Below are 16,455 nucleotides of genomic sequence, written 5' to 3' on the forward strand. Positions count from 1 at the left end.
GCACGGGGGGTAAAGGTATGAATTATCGAACGAGCGGCGATCCCAACGAGGTCTATCGGCGCGTCCCGGACGACGATCGCGCCCGGTGTGACCTCGTGATGAAGGGCGGCGTCACCAGCGGCGTGGTGTATCCCTCGGCGGTCCTCCGCCTTGCCAAGGAGCGCCGTTTTCGTTGCATTGGCGGCGCCTCGGCCGGCGCCATCGCGGCCGCGGCCGCCGCTGCGGCCGAGTATGGCCGAGCCGACGGAGGTGGCTTCGCTCGGTTCGAGCGCATGCAAGAGGACCTCGACCGGGAGGGCTTTTTGATGGGCCTCTTCCAGCCGACACCGCAGGCTCGCCCCATCTTCGAAATGCTCCTCCTCGCGAAGCGGCTGCGTGAGAGGCAGCCGCAGAACGGCGAGGAAAGACGCTCGCCCCACCCCGCTCGGCGCCTGTTCACCGAGGTGCGCAAGTCGGGCATCGATTCCATTTGCGCGGCCTGCCCCGGTGAAGGCTACACGCGGGGTCGGCGGTGCGGCGCTCGCATGGGCGCCCTCGTCTCCCTCGCGATCGTGGTCCCGACCGCGGCGCTCTTTACAATGGCGCTCGCGAGCGAGCTCTCGTGGCTCCCCCTGCTCCTCGGTTTGTCCCTCTGCGGGGGCCTCCTCGTCTCCGGAGCCTATCTCGGCGGAATCGTGGGGACGCTCTTCGCGTGCCTCCGGCACGTCCACGACGACGAGGGCAAGAGCCTGTTCGGCTTGTGCACGGGCTCGATCGACGACGGCTCGCGCCATGATCAGGGCCCCCTCACCGAATGGATGCACGAGGGCCTCCAGGAGATGGCCGGCCTGCCCGTCGATCGCCCCCTCACCGTGGGAATGCTTCATGCGAGGGGCATTCGTTTCAAGGTGGTCACCTCCGACCTCAACGTCCGGCAGCCGCGCGGAATGCCCGAGGAAGAGCTCGACGGCACGATCAAAAAAGACCGCTCGTTCGTCTTCGACGAAAACGAGATGCGGCGCCTCTTCCCCGAGAGCGTGGTCCGTTTCCTGGTGAACGTCGCGCCCCCGCACGAGAGCGCCGCGCTCCCGCCGGGCTACCACGTCTTTTCGATGGACGAGAACATGCCCGTCCTCGTGGCGATGCGGATGAGCCTCAGTTTTCCCGTGCTGCTCTGCGCGGTGCCGCTGTATACCGTCGACGAATCGGGGGCGCTCCGGCGCCACTGGTTCAGCGACGGCGGCATCGGGATCAATTTCCCGATCCACTTCTTCGACAGCTGGTTCCCCCGCTTTCCGACCTTCGGAATCAACCTGCGGGAGAAGGCGCCTCGCGCGAAGGAGAGCCACCACGCGAGCGGGAACGACGTCTCCTTGCCCGAGCCGCGCGACGGACACACGTCGAGCCCCACGTTCCGCGAGATCGCCGACATGAAGGATTTTTTATGGGCGGTCTTCGAGCTGGCGCAGAGCTTTCGGGACGATAGCCAGGCCGCGCTGCCTGGCTACCGCGAGCGAGTCGCCCAGGTCTACCTCGAAAAACACGAGGGAGGGCTCAACCTGGACATGAACGTCGAGACCATCGACAGGCTCGTCGCGAAAGGCGACACCGCGGCGCGGCTCTTTCTCGAACGATTCGATTTCCCGCAGCATCGATGGGTACGCACGGTGCTCCTGATGTCCCGCATGGAGGTCGAGCTGGGGCGCCTCTGCAAGAGTTTCACCACGAACGGCCTGAGGCAGGAGCTCCACGATCTCCTCGAACAGGAGCAAGAAGCCTATCGCAGCGACAAACCATGGTACGGCTCCGTGAGCCCAGCCGAGGACGAATGGTTCCACCAGGCCGAGGCGCGGATGGACGCGCTCGTCGATCTGATGGCCCGGTGGTCCGAGCTCCAGGAGACGTGGCGAAAGCGCCACCCGACCGACGAGTTCTTTTTCGCCGAGCGCAAGCTCAGTCCGGCGGGGAAGCTGCGGTTCACGCCCGAGGTATGAGTTTTCACGACGATCTGCCCGTACGATCAAGGAGACATCATGCGTGAATTGGAAACCATCGCTCCGGCGACGCGTGTGCAATCGCTCGTGCTCGTCACGCCGATCCTGCAGGGATTCGTGCCCTCGCTCCCCGCGCTCCGGTACGTCGATCGCCTCCGGGTGGTCCTCGCCGGGTCCTCGGATGGCAAGGACACGGGGCCGAGCGTGCTCGACCTCATCGACGCCGTGCATTTCGCCCAGTGGTCCATCCTCGACGGCGGCCGGCGGCTCCTCTTCGTCTCGATGTTCGTGGGCGAGCTCGAGCCGTACCTGAAAGACTTCTCGGTCCGCATGGCCTGGGGCCTCGATCTCGTCTGGATGCATTGCGATGGATACCCCGGAGCCGCGCAGTTCGAGCCGTTCGTCGCGTGGGTGAAGCGCCACATGGTGCAGGCGGACCGGTTTTACGCGGCGAACCCGGGCGTGACCGTCATCGACATCCGGTGGTGGAAGGCGCTCCACGTGCAATTCGAGGAATTCCGGCGCAAGGCCCGCTGCGGCGGCGACCTCGTCTCGTTGTTCGCCGAGCTCGAGCGTGGGATCGCGCGGCTCTCCGGCGTGGACGAGGCAGCGGAGAGCCGCTTCCTCCGGTCCATCGCGAGCAGCGTTCGCGCGGACATCCAGGGCCTCAAGGACCAGAGGCTCTTCGCGCCGGCCGAGATCGAGCCCATCGAGCGTCATTTCGAGGAAGTCATGGCGACATTGCAGGGGGAGAATTCATGAAAACGAGGAAAGACTCCATGATCGAGTTCGAGGACGTGCAGGGCCACCTCCTGCTCTCCTATGCCAAGACATTCCACATGCGCCACGCGCGCTTCCTGTTCCTCCATTTCGAGGACGCCGATGCCGGGCGCCACTTCATCGCCACGAAGATCCCGGAGGTCACGACGGCCCGCACCAGGCCGCCGGGGCCGCCGACCACGCTGAACCTCGCGTTCACGTTCGAGGGGCTCGGGGCGCTCGGGCTCTCCGCCGAGGAGCTCGAAAGCTTCCCGGAGGAATTTCGCGAGGGAATGGCGCGGCGCGCGGCGTTCCTCGGCGACGTCGGCGAGGACGCGCCCGAGCGCTGGGATCTCCTGCCCCGCGGCGCGCCGGCCTTGCACGCGATGGCGATCGTCTATGCGCGCAGCGATGCCGAGGCGGACGCGCGCGCCGACGAACTGCGCGCCCAGGCCGAGAACGCGCGGGTGCGAGTCCTCCACGTGCAAACGGCGGCGGGGCTCGAGGGTGGGCGGGAGCATTTCGGGTTCGCCGACGGCGGCAGCAATCCAAGCATCGTCGGCGACGGGACGGACGCACCACCGGAGCGCGCGCTCGAGCCCGGCGCGTTCCTGCTCGATCACCCCGATGATTTCGGTGCCGTCGCTGCTCGGCCGAGCCCGAAGGCGCTGCGCCGCAATGGCACGTACATCGCCTTGCGCAAGTTACGCCAGGACGTCCCCGGATTTCGCCGTTTCGTCGCGAAAAACGCGGCCATTCTCGGAATGGACGAAGAGCTCGTCGCCGCGAAGCTCATGGGCCGGTGGCGGAGCGGCGTCCCGCTCGTGCTCGCCCCCGACAAGGACGAACCCGACATGCCCGTCGAGCGGCGCGACGATTTCGGCTACCAGGAGCAGGATTCGCAGGGCCTCCGCTGCCCGTTCGGCGCCCACATCCGTCGCGTGAACCCGCGTGACGCCATGCCCATTGCGAGGCGCACCGCCGTCCGCACGCACCGGCTCATCCGGCGCGGGATGGCGTATGGCCCGCCGCTTCTGGAGGGCCAGGACGAGGACCACGTGGATCGCGGGCTCATGTTCATCGCCTACTGCGCCTCGCTCTCGCTCCAGTTCGAGATCGTGCAGCAATGGCTGAACAACGGAAACGTCAGCGGCGAGCCCAGCACCGTCCACGACCCCGTCGCAGGCTCTCCCTTCCCGCAGGGGACGTTCACCATTCCCGCGGCCGGCCCGAACGGTGAGCTCGCCTCGGTCCACACCCTTTGCGGGCTACCGAGCTTCGTCCGGGTGCGCGGAGGCGCGTATTTCTTCGTGCCCGGCATCGAAGCGATCCGGTACATCGCGGACGCGGAGAAACCTAAGCCTGATGCAATCGAAAAGTTCCTGCAGAAGTACGCGCTCGCGCAAAACGACGAGGACAAGAAGGACTGCGTCGAAGCCTGCCTCCTGGACCCCGTGACCGCGCAGAGGCCCTTCTGCGACACCGCGGAGAACTGGCGCGCGTTGCGCCAGGAGCAGCCCATCTTCGAGACCCCGCACGGCGTGCTCGTGTCGCGCTTCCGGGACGTGCAGGAGGTCCTCGCCAAACCCGAGGTCTTCTCGGCCCAGGAATACGGTGCTCGCATGGCGGCCACCGTGGGCCCGTTTTTCCTGGGCTTCGACGGCGAGCGCCACAAGCGCGAGGCATCCCTCGCGCGCCTCGTCGTCCGGCCTCGGGACCTGCCGAGGCTCCTCGAGCGTGCCCGCTTCGTCACGCCCGTCGTCCTCGATCTCCTGAAGAAACGCGGCAGCGGCGCGCCGGACGTTCTTCCGCAGGTCGTCATCGCCTCGGTGGTGCGTGTCGCGGGTGAATACTTCGGCGTGCCCGGACCTTCCGACGAGGACCTTTTCCTCTGGCTGAGCGTGGCGTCGGCCTACATCTTTTTCCCGCTGCCGAGCGGCGAGCGCGCAGCCTCCGGCGCTGCGGCCGGAATCGCATACCAGCATTACCTCGAAGAACTCCTGCGCGCGCGGGAGCTCTCGATCGCGAGTGGAAAACCCGCGGGTGACGACGTGCTCGGCCGGCTCCTCATGCTCTCCACCACGCACGGGCTCGATCGCGTGACCATCCGTCAAATCCTGGGCGGGCTCGTCTCCGGGATGATGGTCCCGACCGCGATGACCCTCCTGCATGCCCTCACGCACCTCCGAGGCGCGCCCGAGGCCTGCGAGAAGGCGCGCGAGGCCGCGAGGAAACAGGACATGGACCGGCTGACGGACATCCTGCTCGAAGCCGCTCGGTTCGACCCCTATCCGTCGCTGCTCTACAGGACCGCCCTCACCGATTACGAGCTCGCTGCGGGCACACCCCGCGCGACCCGCATTGCGAAGGGCAGCCGGGTCATCCTCTCGCTCGCCTCGGCGATGGCCGACGAGGAGGCGCTCGAAGACCCCGACGTGTTCCAGCCGGGTCGCCCGGACGAACACTCTCTGCTCTTCGGCTACGGCTCACACGCCTGCATCGGTCGATTTCTGGCAGGTCCGCTGATGGCCGAGATCGCAGCCCCGCTGCTCGTATCGGGGCTCTGACCACCTCTATGCGGCGCACGTGCTCCCCGAGAGAGCGACCGGAGCGAGGAGCGCGCGCGCCTCGACCACGAAGCCGGCCATTCCCATGGCCTCGAACGCGGCGAGCGCCGCGGCCGCTTCCTCGCGCGCCGCGGCGGGCGCCCCTTCGTCCCGAAAAACCCTGGACGCGCAGAGGTGGGCGAGCGCCTCCTCGCGCGGGGATTTCTTCTGGCGCGCCGTCTCGATGGCCGCATCGACGTGCACGCGCGCCGCGTCCCCGCGCGCCGTGAGCGCGAGCGCCCGGTGCGCCGTCGAAAGACCAATCCGATCTCCCGCTTCTGCCCGCGCGAGCGCGGCGCGCGCATAGGCCGCCGCTTCCTCGGTCCGTCCCGCGAGCGCGAGCGCTTCGGCGAGCGCGCCGTAGCTCCACGAGACGCTGAGCCGCGTCCCCGTGGCCTCGATCCATTGCACAGCCTCCCGCAGGAGCGCGAGCCCCTCCTCTCTCTTGCCGAGCGAGAACAGCGAAAGCCCCTCGGCGGTCTTGCTCATGGTCGCGACGTAAGGTGCGCCCAGGACCGCGGCGAGCTGCTGCGCGCGTTCCGCCGTCGCCGAGCACGCCTCGAACGCGCCCTGCCACGCTTCGACCATCGCGCGCTGCACGAGCACCGAGCTCTCGAGCGAGCGGCGCCCGAGCTCGGCCGCAATGGCGAGCGCGGTATCGAGGTGCGCGTGCGCCTCCGCGAATTCACCGCGATCGCCGTGGATCATGCCCAGGTATCCGTAGGCGTATGCGCACCCCGCGGTCCGGCCGCCCCAGGGGGATTGCTCCTTCATCGACATGCCCTGGTGGATGTACGCGAGGGCCTCGTCGTATGCCCCTGCCGCGGCGTGATTCTGGCCCAGGTTCAGCACGAGCTGGTAATGCAGCTTGTGGTCGCCGAGCGCGCGCGCCTCGTCGAGCGCGCGCTCCGAGATCCGGATGGCCCCCGCGTGATCGCCGAGCGCATAAGCGATCCAGCCTGCCCAGTAATCGCAACGCACGACTCCGCTCGCATCCCCGATCCGAGCCGCGATCTCCCGGGCCTCCGCGAGCACCTCGATCTGCCGCTGCGATGGCTCGTACAGGCACGCCTCGGCCCACCGCACCGTGACGTTCACGCGCTCCCTCGCGACGTCCTCCGTCTGGGGGAGTTTTTCCATCAGGGCGAGCGCGTCGCCGTAACGTCGCCGCGCATCGTCGAGCGCGTACGCGCGCGCTGCCTTCGCCGCGGCCTCCACGGCATACTGCGCCGCTTTCTCGAACTGGCCACTCTGCCGATGATGATACGCGAGCGCCTCGACATGCTCCCTTCGCTGCTCGCCTTGAAAAACCTCCTCCAGCGCTCGCCCCACGCGCGCATGCGCATCCTTCCGCTCGTCCTCGGGGATCTCGGCATAAGCGCGCTCGCGGAGCTTTTCGTGCAGGAACCGGAGCCGGCCCCCGCCTCCGTCCTCGAGCACGTACGCGCGCCGCAGGCTGCCGAGAGCATCCATCAACGTCGACTCGGGCAGATCCGCGGCGCGGCGCAGGACCTCCTCGTCCACCTCGCGTCCGAGCGTCGCCGAGAGATGGACGAGCCAGCGGCTCGGCGCGTCGAGGCCGGCGAGGTGCCGCTCGATGAGGCCCGCGAGCGAGCGCGGCAAACCGAGCGCGGCACGCACCGCGCTCGGATCCTGGCCCTTCGCGGCGACACGGAAGACACCGCCCGCGTCCCGGTACAAGAGCCCATCGGACAGAGCCGTGCGTAAATATTCGGCCAGGAAAAACGGGTTTCCGTCGGAGGCGTCGACCACGAAATCGAGGAACGCCCGGGGCAAGTCCGGCAATGCGAGCATGTCGCGCGCGACCTGCCGCGTGCTCGCTGGATCGAGGGCGCCGAGCTCGACTCGACTCGCTCGAGGTGCGGCGAGCAGGCCCGCGAGCGCGTCGCTCACCTCGTCCGTGCGGTACGTCCCCACCACGAGCATGCGCTGGCCCGCGAGCGGCCGGAACACGAGATCCCGAAGGAGTCGCAGAGAGAGCTCGTCCGCCCATTGGAGATCGTCGATCGCCAGAAGCAGCGGCTCGGTCTCGGCGAATGCGAGCAGCGTCTCGGTCAAGCCCGCGACGACCCGCTGCCGGGCTGTCGCCGAGGGCAGCGCGGAAAGGGGCTCGTCCGCCGTCGCCTCCGACGCGAGCATGGCGAGGGCAGGCTCGTACGCGGCGAGCATGGCCGCGCGATCACCGAGAATGCGCGCCGCCTCCTCGGGACCTACACGACGGCAATGGTCGGCGATGGCGAGCAAGAGCGGACGAAACGGATGGAGCGGCGCGGCGCCGGCCCCGTGCGCGCCGAATGCGACGCATTCGCCGGTCACCACCGAAAAACCCGCCCGCAGCGCGAGGCCGGCGAGCTGGGCGACGAGGCGTGTCTTGCCGATGCCGCTCTCGCCGCCGATGAACACGCACTTCCCCTCTCCGCTCCGCGCGGCGCCGAGGTGCCGTTGCAGCTTCCAGACGACGTCGTGCCGGCCGATGAAGCTCGGTCGATAGAGATAAGGCTCCGCCCAGCACCGCTGCGTGGCCTCGGCCGGCGCGAAGGCGGCGAGCGCGGCCGCCACGTCCTCGGCATAACCCATTCGATCCTGCGGTCGTTTGGCGAGCAGATCGAGGACCAGGCGATCGAGCACCGCGGGAATGCCGGGCACGCTCGCCGACGGCGGCGTGGGCGCCTCGCTGAGGTGCTTCGCGATCACGTCGCGGGGCGTGTGCCCCTCGAAGGGTGGCCGACCCGTGATGCATTCGTAGAGGATGCAGCCGAGCGCATAAAGGTCACTTCGCGCGTCCACCAGATCGCCGCGGATCTGCTCGGGCGACATGTAAGGTGGGCTGCCCGTCACCACGCCCATTTCGAGCGCGTCGCGCCCGCTCGTCCCGCAAAACCTCGCGGCGATCCCGAAATCCACGAGAACGGGCTCGCCGTCGTCCCGGAGAAAAATGTTCTCCGGCTTGAGGTCGCGGTGGACGAACTCGGCGCCGTGCAGGCACGACAGCGCCTCGCAGAGGCGGCGCATGATGCGGCAGAGCGTCGTGAGCTCCTCGGGCGAGAGAGGCTCGCCGGGGCGCCGCGTCTCGATGAACGCGCGCAAGGTGCGTCCGCGGAGTAGCTCCATGGCATACCACGGCCGCCCGTCGTCCACGCCCTGGGCGAGGATTTGGACGATGCTCGGATGCCGGAGGCGGCCGAGGGCGTGGATTTCGCGTCGAATGCTGGCGATCTCCTGCCCAAAGGCGGCCTGGACGGTCTTGATGGCGACCTCTTGCCCCGTGTCCCGGTGCTCGCCCCAGTAGACGATCCCCATTCCCCCGCGCCCGAGGATGCCTCGGACACAGTAGGGGCCGAACGTCGCGGGCTCGTCCCGCCCTCTGGACATGCCTGCAGTATAGTCCGCGCTCCTAGGTGGTATAACCCGCGCCGGTCCGAGCACACGTAACGCATCCGGGCACCCGAGGAGCGAGCGGTGCGAGCAGCCGCTCGGTGTTCAGCGTCGCAAGGGAATTCCCAAGATGACGCCCACGCTGAACGTGCCGGTATCCACACGCCCGGTCTGCGGCGTGTAGAGCTGCGGCCCGCTGATATGCGGCAAGACGAACCAGCCCCCGAGCGACCGGCTGGCCTTGTAGCGCAATGCAATGCCGAGCGGAACGGCGGCCGGCGCTTCGCCGAGCTTTTTCACCTCGAGCCCGCTGTCGAGGCGCACCTCGACGTGCCTCGACAGCGGCAGGTGAGCGCGAATCGGGATGGACAATCCGAGGCTCGGCTCGGGGCGATGCGCGCCCTGGCCCTGCGCGGGACCGAGGTGAATGGGCCCGAGGGGCGCTTCGATTTGCAGCTCGTCCGCGGCGCCCCAAGGACGCCGAGCCCGAGGTCGATCTGGCGTTCGCCGGACAGGGCGCCGTCGAGGGTCGTGGCGGCATAAGGGACGACGACCCCGGGCGGGAGCAACAGGAGGCTCCCTGCTCCGACCTTTTTCGATGGCTCCACGCGCTCGCTTTGACCGGAGCGGCCCCGGGCCGCTCCGACGGATGCTGCATGCGCGTGCGTGGCGAGGGCGAGCACGGCGCCGAGCCGTGCCCCGATGCGGGACGAAAAACGCACGAAGGCTCCCTTCGCGTGACGGCCGCAGCGCGGGTCACGTCACGCGTTTTGGTTCAGGGGCGCCCGAGCAAGGCGCGAACCACACCCCGCGCGCTCGTACATCGATGCGCTTCGCCGGAGAATTCGGTGCCTGCCGGCCTGGGCGCGCGTCGCGGCAAACGGGCGGCGGCGTCTGCCGCTCGTTGCCTGACCACGCAAGGCAACGGCGACCGAGCGGGCCCGAATCAATGGCGAGTTACGCGCGGATCCGGCGAAAGAAAGAGATGCGTGTCCTGGCACGGTCGATGCTCGAGGGAAAACCGACGAGGAGTCCAACCATGTGTGCTCGGCATCCCTCCCCCGCCCTCGCTGCCCGATCGGGCTCCCCCGTCGAGGCCCGACAAAAACCGCCTTGCATGCGGGCGCCGTGTGACGAGTTCATCTCGCTCGCCTCCCACGAGCTCTTGACCCCGGTCACCGCGCTCCGGCTTCAGGCGCAGCATATGCGGCGCCTCCTCTCGCAGCACCCCGAGGAGGCCCCGGCGCGTATTCCGACCATGGTGGAGACCTTCGACCGCCAGCTCGGGCGCCTGGCGCTCCTCTGCGACGAGCTCCTGCACGCCACGCAAATCGTGGCGAGCGAGCTCCCGCTCGCCTGCGAGGACGTCGATCTCGCCGCGCTCGTCGGCGACATCGTCGACCGCGTGGCGCAGCGCCCGGACGCCCGCGCGCTCGTCACGATCCGCGTCTCCGGCGCGCCTCGCGGGCAATGGGACCGCATGCTGGTCGAGCAGCTCGTCTTGCACCTCGTCCGCAATGCGCTCGTCTATGGCGAAGGCAGGCCCGTGGCCATCGAGGTCGCGGAGGTGGAGGGCGGAGCCCGGCTCGTCGTGCAGGATCACGGGATCGGAATCGCCAAGGAGGACCAAGCGCGCATCTTCGAGCGATTCGAACGAGCGGTCTCGTCCTCGCGCTTCGGCGGCCTCGGCCTCGGTCTTTACATCGCGCGTGCGGCCGCGGAGGCGCACGGCGGGTCGATCCGCGTCGAGAGCGAGCCTGGACGAGGCGCGACGTTCATCGTCGAGCTCCCGACCGCGCGCAGCGTGACGCGGCGGGCGCTCGATCACGCCCCCCACGCTGCGCGCTCGCTCGGGCTCATTCGTCCGGTTCGTCGTCGCTCCCGCCCTCGTCGGACGGGTGCGCTTGCGAGAGCGGCTCGGCTGTCCCGAACCCGAGCTTTTTGATGCCGAGCACCTTCATGCGGTGCACGAGCGTCCGGAGTGGCATTTCGAGCTTGCGGGCCGCCTCCGTCTGGTTCCACTGCGACGCGCGGAGCGCCTCCACGATGGCCTGCGCCTCGTAACTTTGCATTCGCGCGCGGAGCCCGCCTGCGTCGTTCGCCGGGGCGGGCTCCGCGGACGCGACGATGACTTCCTTCGCCGCGTGCGAGCCGATCCGCCCTTGCGCGCGCACGCGCTCGGGCAGGTCGTGCACCGAGATCGAGTCCCCCTCCGCGATGACCACGGCCCGCTCGATCGCGTTGCGCAGCTCCCTCACGTTGCCCGACCACGGATAGCTCCGCAAAAGGGCGAGCGCGTCGGGCTGGATGCGCTGGATCCGGCGCTCGTTCGCCTGGTTGGCGAGCTGCAGGAAGCGCATCGCGAGCGGCTCGATTTCTTCCACGCGCTCCCGGAGCGGCGGAATGTCCAGCGTCATCGTGTTCAGGCGGAACAGGAGATCCAATCGAAAGCTGCCGGACGTGGCCATCGCTTCGAGATCCCGGTGCGTCGCCGCGATGAGCCGCACGTCGACGTCGATTTCCTTCGTCGAGCCCACCCGCGCGACGCGCCTCGTCTCGAGCACGCGCAGGAGCGCCGCCTGCGCCGCGAGCGGCAGCTCGCCGACCTCGTCGAGGAACACCGTCCCGCCCTCGGCGGCCTCGAAGATGCCCTTTTGTTGCTGGACCGCACCCGTGAACGCGCCGCGCTCGTACCCGAACAGCGTGCTCTCGACGAGCTGCTGCGGAATGGCGCCGCAGTTCACGCATACCATCGGACGGGCATGCCGGGCGCTCTGCTCGTGCAGCGCCCGCGCGATCACCTCCTTGCCCGTGCCCGTCTCCCCCTGCAAAAGCACGGGGATCGAGGAGCGAGCGAGCCGCGCCACCGTCATGAAGACCTGGCGCATGGCCGCGCTCTCCACCACGGGCTGCTCGCTCGCATTGGGTTGTCCCGACGGACCTCCCCACGTCCACGGTCCGCCCGGCAGCGAATGCACGGGTCGCCCGGGCGCCGCGCGTTGCAGGGCTGCGCGGCAAGCTTCGAGGAGCTTTTCCGCGGACGTCGCGGTCTCCGGCGAAGCGGCCACGCCCACGAGCAGCGTTGGGCCGCCCTCCTTGGGCTCGCTGATCCTTTGTGCGAGGTCGCAGGCGACCCCGAGCGTCGCTTCCGGCAGGAGGACGGCCACGGCGTCGAGGCTGTAAAGCCCCACCTTGTCGATGGGCCGGAGCTCCGCTTGCACCCGCGAGAGCCACCGGCTCACGTGCAAGCTCTCGCGGCCGCCGGCCTGCACCATCAGAATCGCGGCGCTGCGCCCGAAAAAACGCGCCCGCACGACCTCGTCTTCGAGCGTGCTACGAAGCCGCTCGTAACTCAAAAGCCCGGCGAGCAGGCTCGCCTCCGGCGCGCGCTCGCCGATCGTGATGATCACGCGCCCCAGCATCACCTCGTCGCCGATCCGCGCGACGCCCTCCGTCACCCGCTCGCCCTGCACCCACGTGCCGTTCAGCGAGCCGAGATCCTCGACGCGCACGCCCCCGCTCTCGAGCAGCGTGAAACAAGCGTGCTGTCGGGACAAACTATCGTCGTCGATTTGCACGTCGGACGGGGACGTCCGTCCGATGACTTGCCGGACGCCGGGCCGGAGCTCGACGAGCTCGGTGCCGTCGCGATGGTAGACGAGCAGGGTCGGCCATTTGCGCGTCTGCCGCATGGCGGCACCGACCTCGCGTCCGCCAGGCGGGAGAGGCATGGTCTCGGTGATTTGCGCTGCGCGTGAACCCATGTTGGTCTCCTGCAATCTTGTCCGATCCACGCGCGCGGGTCGATGGGCGAAGTAAGGACGCCGAGCCGGCCGACGTGGCCGCGTGAAATTCGTGGCGTCCACCGGATGCCGAACGTCCACGCCGGCACCATAGGGCGGCAAGACCGCCGCGCCTCCTCGCCGCGTACACCATGGGCGCTCCACGCAAGGAGAACCAATCGAGCGAACGATTCTCGATCCTCCGCCGCCTCGGCGCCGGCGGGTTCGGCGTCGTCTACGAGGCGATCGACCTCCGGTACGGCGCGCGGGTGGCGCTCAAGGTCCTCTACCAGGACAACGCGGCGGCGCTGCTCCGCTTCAAGCAGGAGTTCCGCGTGCTCGCGGACATCACGCACCCGAACCTCGTGATGCTCCACGAGCTCATCTACGACGAGGGCCGCTGGGCGCTCTCGATGGAGTTCGTCGAAGGCGAACATTTGCTGAGCGGCTTCGTGCCTGAACGCACGGGTGACCTCTCCGCGTCGACCGTGCGGCGCAAGCCTCCCCGCGACATCGAGGATGGGGCCGTCCCGCGCGCGTCCGCGCGTCCGCTCGACGCCGCGCGGCTCCGGTTCGTGTTTTCCCGCCTCGTGCGTGGCGTCCGCGCGCTCCACGCCGCCGACGTATTGCACCTGGATCTGAAACCCTCGAATGTGCTCCTCACGAAGGCCGACAGGGTCGTGATCCTCGATTTCGGGCTCGCGCGAGAGCTCTCGCCTTTGCCGTCCGGCGAGCTTCCGGCTGTGCACGAGGGCATCGTCGGCACGCCCGCGTACATGGCGCCCGAGCAGATCCTGGGCGAACCGAGCAGCCGCGAAAGCGATTGGTATAGCGTGGGCGTGATGCTTTACGAGGCGCTCGCGGGGCACCTCCCGTTCGAGGGCAGCGTGGAGGACGTCCTCTGCGCGAAGCTCTCGACCCGCCCGATTCCTCCGTCGATCCTCGCCGAGCACGTGCCCGAGGATCTCGAAGAGCTTTGCCTTGCGCTGCTCCGGGGCGATCCGAGGAGGCGACCGTCGGACGAGGAGATCGCCGCCCGGCTCAAGGTGACGGAGGCGCCCGCGGAGGTCGAGCATCCACGGCTCGTCGAGATCCGGCAAAGGCACGCCCTCGTCGGGCGTGAGCGCGAAATGGCGGCGCTCCTCGAGGCATTCCGGGAGAGCTCGTCCGGCCCCGCGGTGCTCGTCCGGCTCACGGGCGCGTCCGGCGTGGGAAAGAGCGCGCTCGCATCGACGTTCCTCGCGGCGATCCATCGCTGGGAAGGAACCATCGTCCTTCGCGGCCGCTGTCATGATCGCGAATCGGTGCCGTACAAGGCGCTCGATAGCCTCGTGGACGCGCTCGCGCGGTACGTGAAAAACCTCCCGCCGGAGGAGACGCGGTCTCTGGTTCCGCCGAATCTGGAGGACCTCGAGCGAATCTTCCCCGTGCTCGGGCTCATCGACCCCGCCCCGCAGGCGGAGGACCGAGCGGAGGCCATCGACCCGCCCAGGGCGCGTATTCGTGCATTTCAGGCGCTCAAGGACCTCCTCCGGCGCCTCGCCGCGCGCGGCCCGCTCGTGCTCTGCATCGACGATTTGCAATGGGGCGACGTCGACAGCGCCGAGCTCCTCTTCGAGCTGCTCTCGCCGCCCGACGCGCCTGCGATGCTCCTGCTCGCCTGTCACCGCAGCGACGAGGTCGAGCGGAGCGTATTCGTGGCGCGCTTCGGGCAGCTCGTCGCCGCGGCGGGAGGCCGGATCCGGCTCCACGACGTGGACCTCGGGCCGCTCACGCACGAGCAGGCGATCGCGCTCGCAATGGAGCGCCTCGGGCCCTCGGCGGACGAGGCGACGGCGCGGGCGATCCTGCGGGAATCGGAGGGCAATCCCTTTTCCATCGAGGAGCTCGCGCGGCACGTCCGCGCGGCCGGGCCAAGCGCCGTGCCGCGGGTCGATCTGCGCGAGGCGATGCGGGAGAGGCTCAGCGCGGCGCCCGCGCCCTCGAGGCGGCTCCTCGAAATCGTGGCGGTCGCAGGGCGCCCGCTCGAACAGGACATCGCATTCGCGGCTGCCGAGCTCGCCGACGAAGCGCTCGCTTACCTGACGCCTCTGCGCTCGGCAGGATTGCTGAGGGTATGCAGCGTGCATGAGCGCCCCGGCTGCGAAGTCTCCCATGATCGGCTCCGCGACGCGATCCTCGCCACGCTCGACGCCTCTGCGCTTGCCGCGCGACACGAGCGCTTGGCTTCCGTGCTGGAGACGTCGCCCGAGGTCGAACCGGAGGAGCTCGCGATGCATTTCCAGAGTGCTGGAGAAAGGTACAAGGCGGCGCATTACGCGATCGCTGCGGCCGACCGGGCGAACGAGGCGCTGGCCTTCGCCCATGCGGCCGAGCTTTACGCGCTCGCGCTCGACTGGGGGCGCGGAGGGCCCGCGGATACCCCGGAGACGACGCACGAAATCAAGGTCCGTCGGGCCCACGCGCTGGCGCACGCGGGCCGTTGCCGGGAAGCGGCCGAGGTTTACCTCGAATGCGCCGACGGCGCGCCCCCCCGCGAGGCGCTCGATCTGCGACGTCGCGCGATCGAGCAACTTTTCGTAGGCGGGCACCTGGACGAGGGCAACCGCGTCCTGTCGACGTTCCTCCCTGGGCTTGGCCTGCGTCCGCCCAGGACGACCGTGAGCGTCGCCATGATGGCCCTCCGGGGGATTCTTCGAATTCGGCGTCGTGGCTATGATTTCCAGCCGCACGACGCCGCCGATGTCGATCCTGCTGTGCTCGCCCGGATCGACGTTTGCATGGCGGTGAGCATGGCCCTGACGGACGTCGATCCGCTGCGATCGTGCGCGTTTTTGATACGCGGCCTCGATCTCGCGCTCGACGCCGGCGAACCCGCGCGGATCGCCCAGGCACTCGGTACGTATGCGCAATTGTCGCTCCTGCAAGGCGGACCGTCCGCGGTGGCCGAGGGGGCGCGCCTCCTCGCGCGGGCAGCGGACATCGCGAGCGGCTGCGACGATCCCGATGTCCTGGAGACCGTATCCATGTACGGCGCGGCGACCACCATGATCGAAGGGCGCTGGCGAGCGGCGCTCGATCGTTATGACGCCATCGGCCGCCATCTCCGCAGCCGCAGGCTCGATCTCGCGATGTACCACAACATGGCGCACGTCGTCGCCGTCATCGCCCTCGACGCCATGGGGCGCCTGCAGGAACTCGCCGAGCGCACCGCGGCCTGGCATCGCGAGGCCACGTCGCTCGGCAATCTCTTCGCGGCCATCAGCGCGTCCAGCGCATCCGCCGTCACGCGAATCGCCGCCGACGACGTCGAGGAGGCGCGTCGCCGTGTGCGCGAGGGCGTCGCGTCCTGGACCCGCGGGGGCATGCACGTGCAGCACATGTACGCGCTCCGGATCGAGGCCTATGCAGACCTCTACGAGGACCACGCCGCCATGGCGCGGAGGCGCGTCCTGCAAGCGTGGGGCGCCATTGTCCGGTCGCAGCAGCTCCGCGTGCAGCCGTCCCGGATCGACATGCTGTTTCTCCGCGCGCGCACCGCGATTGCCATTGCCGGGGATGTGCCCCCCCGCCGCCGCGCGTGGCTCGCGCGGGAAGCCGAGCGAATCGCGTCGCGGCTCGAACGCGAGATTCGCGCCGACGCTCCCCCTTCCGCGGCCTTGCTTCGGGCCGCCGTGGCGCGGCTCCGCGGGCATGAAGACGAGGCCCTCGCCCACCTCGACGCCGCCATTCGTGGTTTCGACGAGGCCGAAATGGCACTTCACGCGGCCTGCGCGCGCCGCCGCAAGGGCGAGCTCTCCGGCGGCGATGCCGGGCGCGCGCTCGTGACCGTCGCCGATACGGTCATGGCGCAACTCGGCGTGCGGCGGCCCGACCGCTGGGCAGCGATCTTCGCGCCCGGCCTCGGGATCGAAGCGCCGGAATGAGGGGGACCGACCG

Annotated in this window: 8 protein-coding genes; 5 read left to right on the forward strand and 3 right to left on the reverse strand. The window is 69.2% G+C overall.

Going from position 1 to position 16,455, the window contains the following annotated elements; all coding sequences use genetic code 11:
• Nucleotides 1–17 precede the first annotated feature (17 nt).
• From QHF83_RS11280 to QHF83_RS11290, 3 genes are read left to right on the forward strand one after another with little or no spacing between them, the layout of a single operon-like run.
• Nucleotides 18–1,973 carry a patatin-like phospholipase family protein gene (locus tag QHF83_RS11280; RefSeq protein WP_282417793.1) on the forward strand — a complete coding sequence of 652 codons (1,956 nt, stop codon included), beginning with the start codon at nucleotides 18–20 and terminating at the stop codon, nucleotides 1,971–1,973.
• Between the two features lie 39 nt (nucleotides 1,974–2,012).
• A complete protein-coding gene (locus tag QHF83_RS11285; protein ID WP_282417794.1) occupies nucleotides 2,013–2,735 on the forward strand; it encodes a hypothetical protein in 723 nt (240 codons plus the stop codon).
• Nucleotides 2,732–5,299: a cytochrome P450 gene (locus tag QHF83_RS11290; RefSeq protein WP_282417795.1), complete on the forward strand. Its 2,568-nt coding sequence runs from the start codon at nucleotides 2,732–2,734 to the stop codon at nucleotides 5,297–5,299. The genes QHF83_RS11285 and QHF83_RS11290 overlap by 4 nt, the downstream gene beginning before the upstream one ends.
• Before the next feature lie 6 nt (nucleotides 5,300–5,305).
• Here QHF83_RS11290 and QHF83_RS11295 read toward each other — a convergent pair whose 3' ends face one another.
• Both QHF83_RS11295 and QHF83_RS11300 read right to left on the reverse strand, forming a co-directional pair.
• Complete coding sequence (locus tag QHF83_RS11295; protein WP_282417796.1) at nucleotides 5,306–8,731, reverse strand: serine/threonine-protein kinase; 3,426 nt, start codon at nucleotides 8,729–8,731, stop codon at nucleotides 5,306–5,308.
• Nucleotides 8,732–8,839: 108 nt separating this feature from the next.
• Nucleotides 8,840–9,106, reverse strand: a complete 267-nt coding sequence (locus QHF83_RS11300; RefSeq protein ID WP_282417797.1) for a hypothetical protein — start codon at nucleotides 9,104–9,106, stop codon at nucleotides 8,840–8,842.
• A 745-nt stretch (nucleotides 9,107–9,851) separates the two neighbouring features.
• Between QHF83_RS11300 and QHF83_RS11305 the strand changes: the two genes are divergently transcribed.
• Nucleotides 9,852–10,679: a HAMP domain-containing sensor histidine kinase gene (locus QHF83_RS11305; protein ID WP_282417798.1), complete on the forward strand. Its 828-nt coding sequence runs from the start codon at nucleotides 9,852–9,854 to the stop codon at nucleotides 10,677–10,679.
• Here the strand turns inward: QHF83_RS11305 and QHF83_RS11310 are convergent.
• Complete coding sequence (locus QHF83_RS11310) at nucleotides 10,591–12,498, reverse strand: sigma 54-interacting transcriptional regulator (protein WP_282417799.1); 1,908 nt, start codon at nucleotides 12,496–12,498, stop codon at nucleotides 10,591–10,593. The two genes, QHF83_RS11305 and QHF83_RS11310, sit on opposite strands and share 89 nt — an antisense overlap.
• A 170-nt stretch (nucleotides 12,499–12,668) precedes the next feature.
• Here QHF83_RS11310 and QHF83_RS11315 point away from each other — a divergent pair, with 170 nt between their 5' ends.
• On the forward strand, nucleotides 12,669–16,442 hold the full coding sequence (locus QHF83_RS11315) for a serine/threonine-protein kinase (protein WP_282417800.1): 3,774 nt from the start codon (nucleotides 12,669–12,671) through the stop codon (nucleotides 16,440–16,442).
• Nucleotides 16,443–16,455: the final 13 nt, after the last annotated feature.

This window comes from Polyangium sp. 15x6 (assembly GCF_029960785.1).
GTDB lineage: Bacteria > Myxococcota_A > Polyangia > Polyangiales > Polyangiaceae > Polyangium.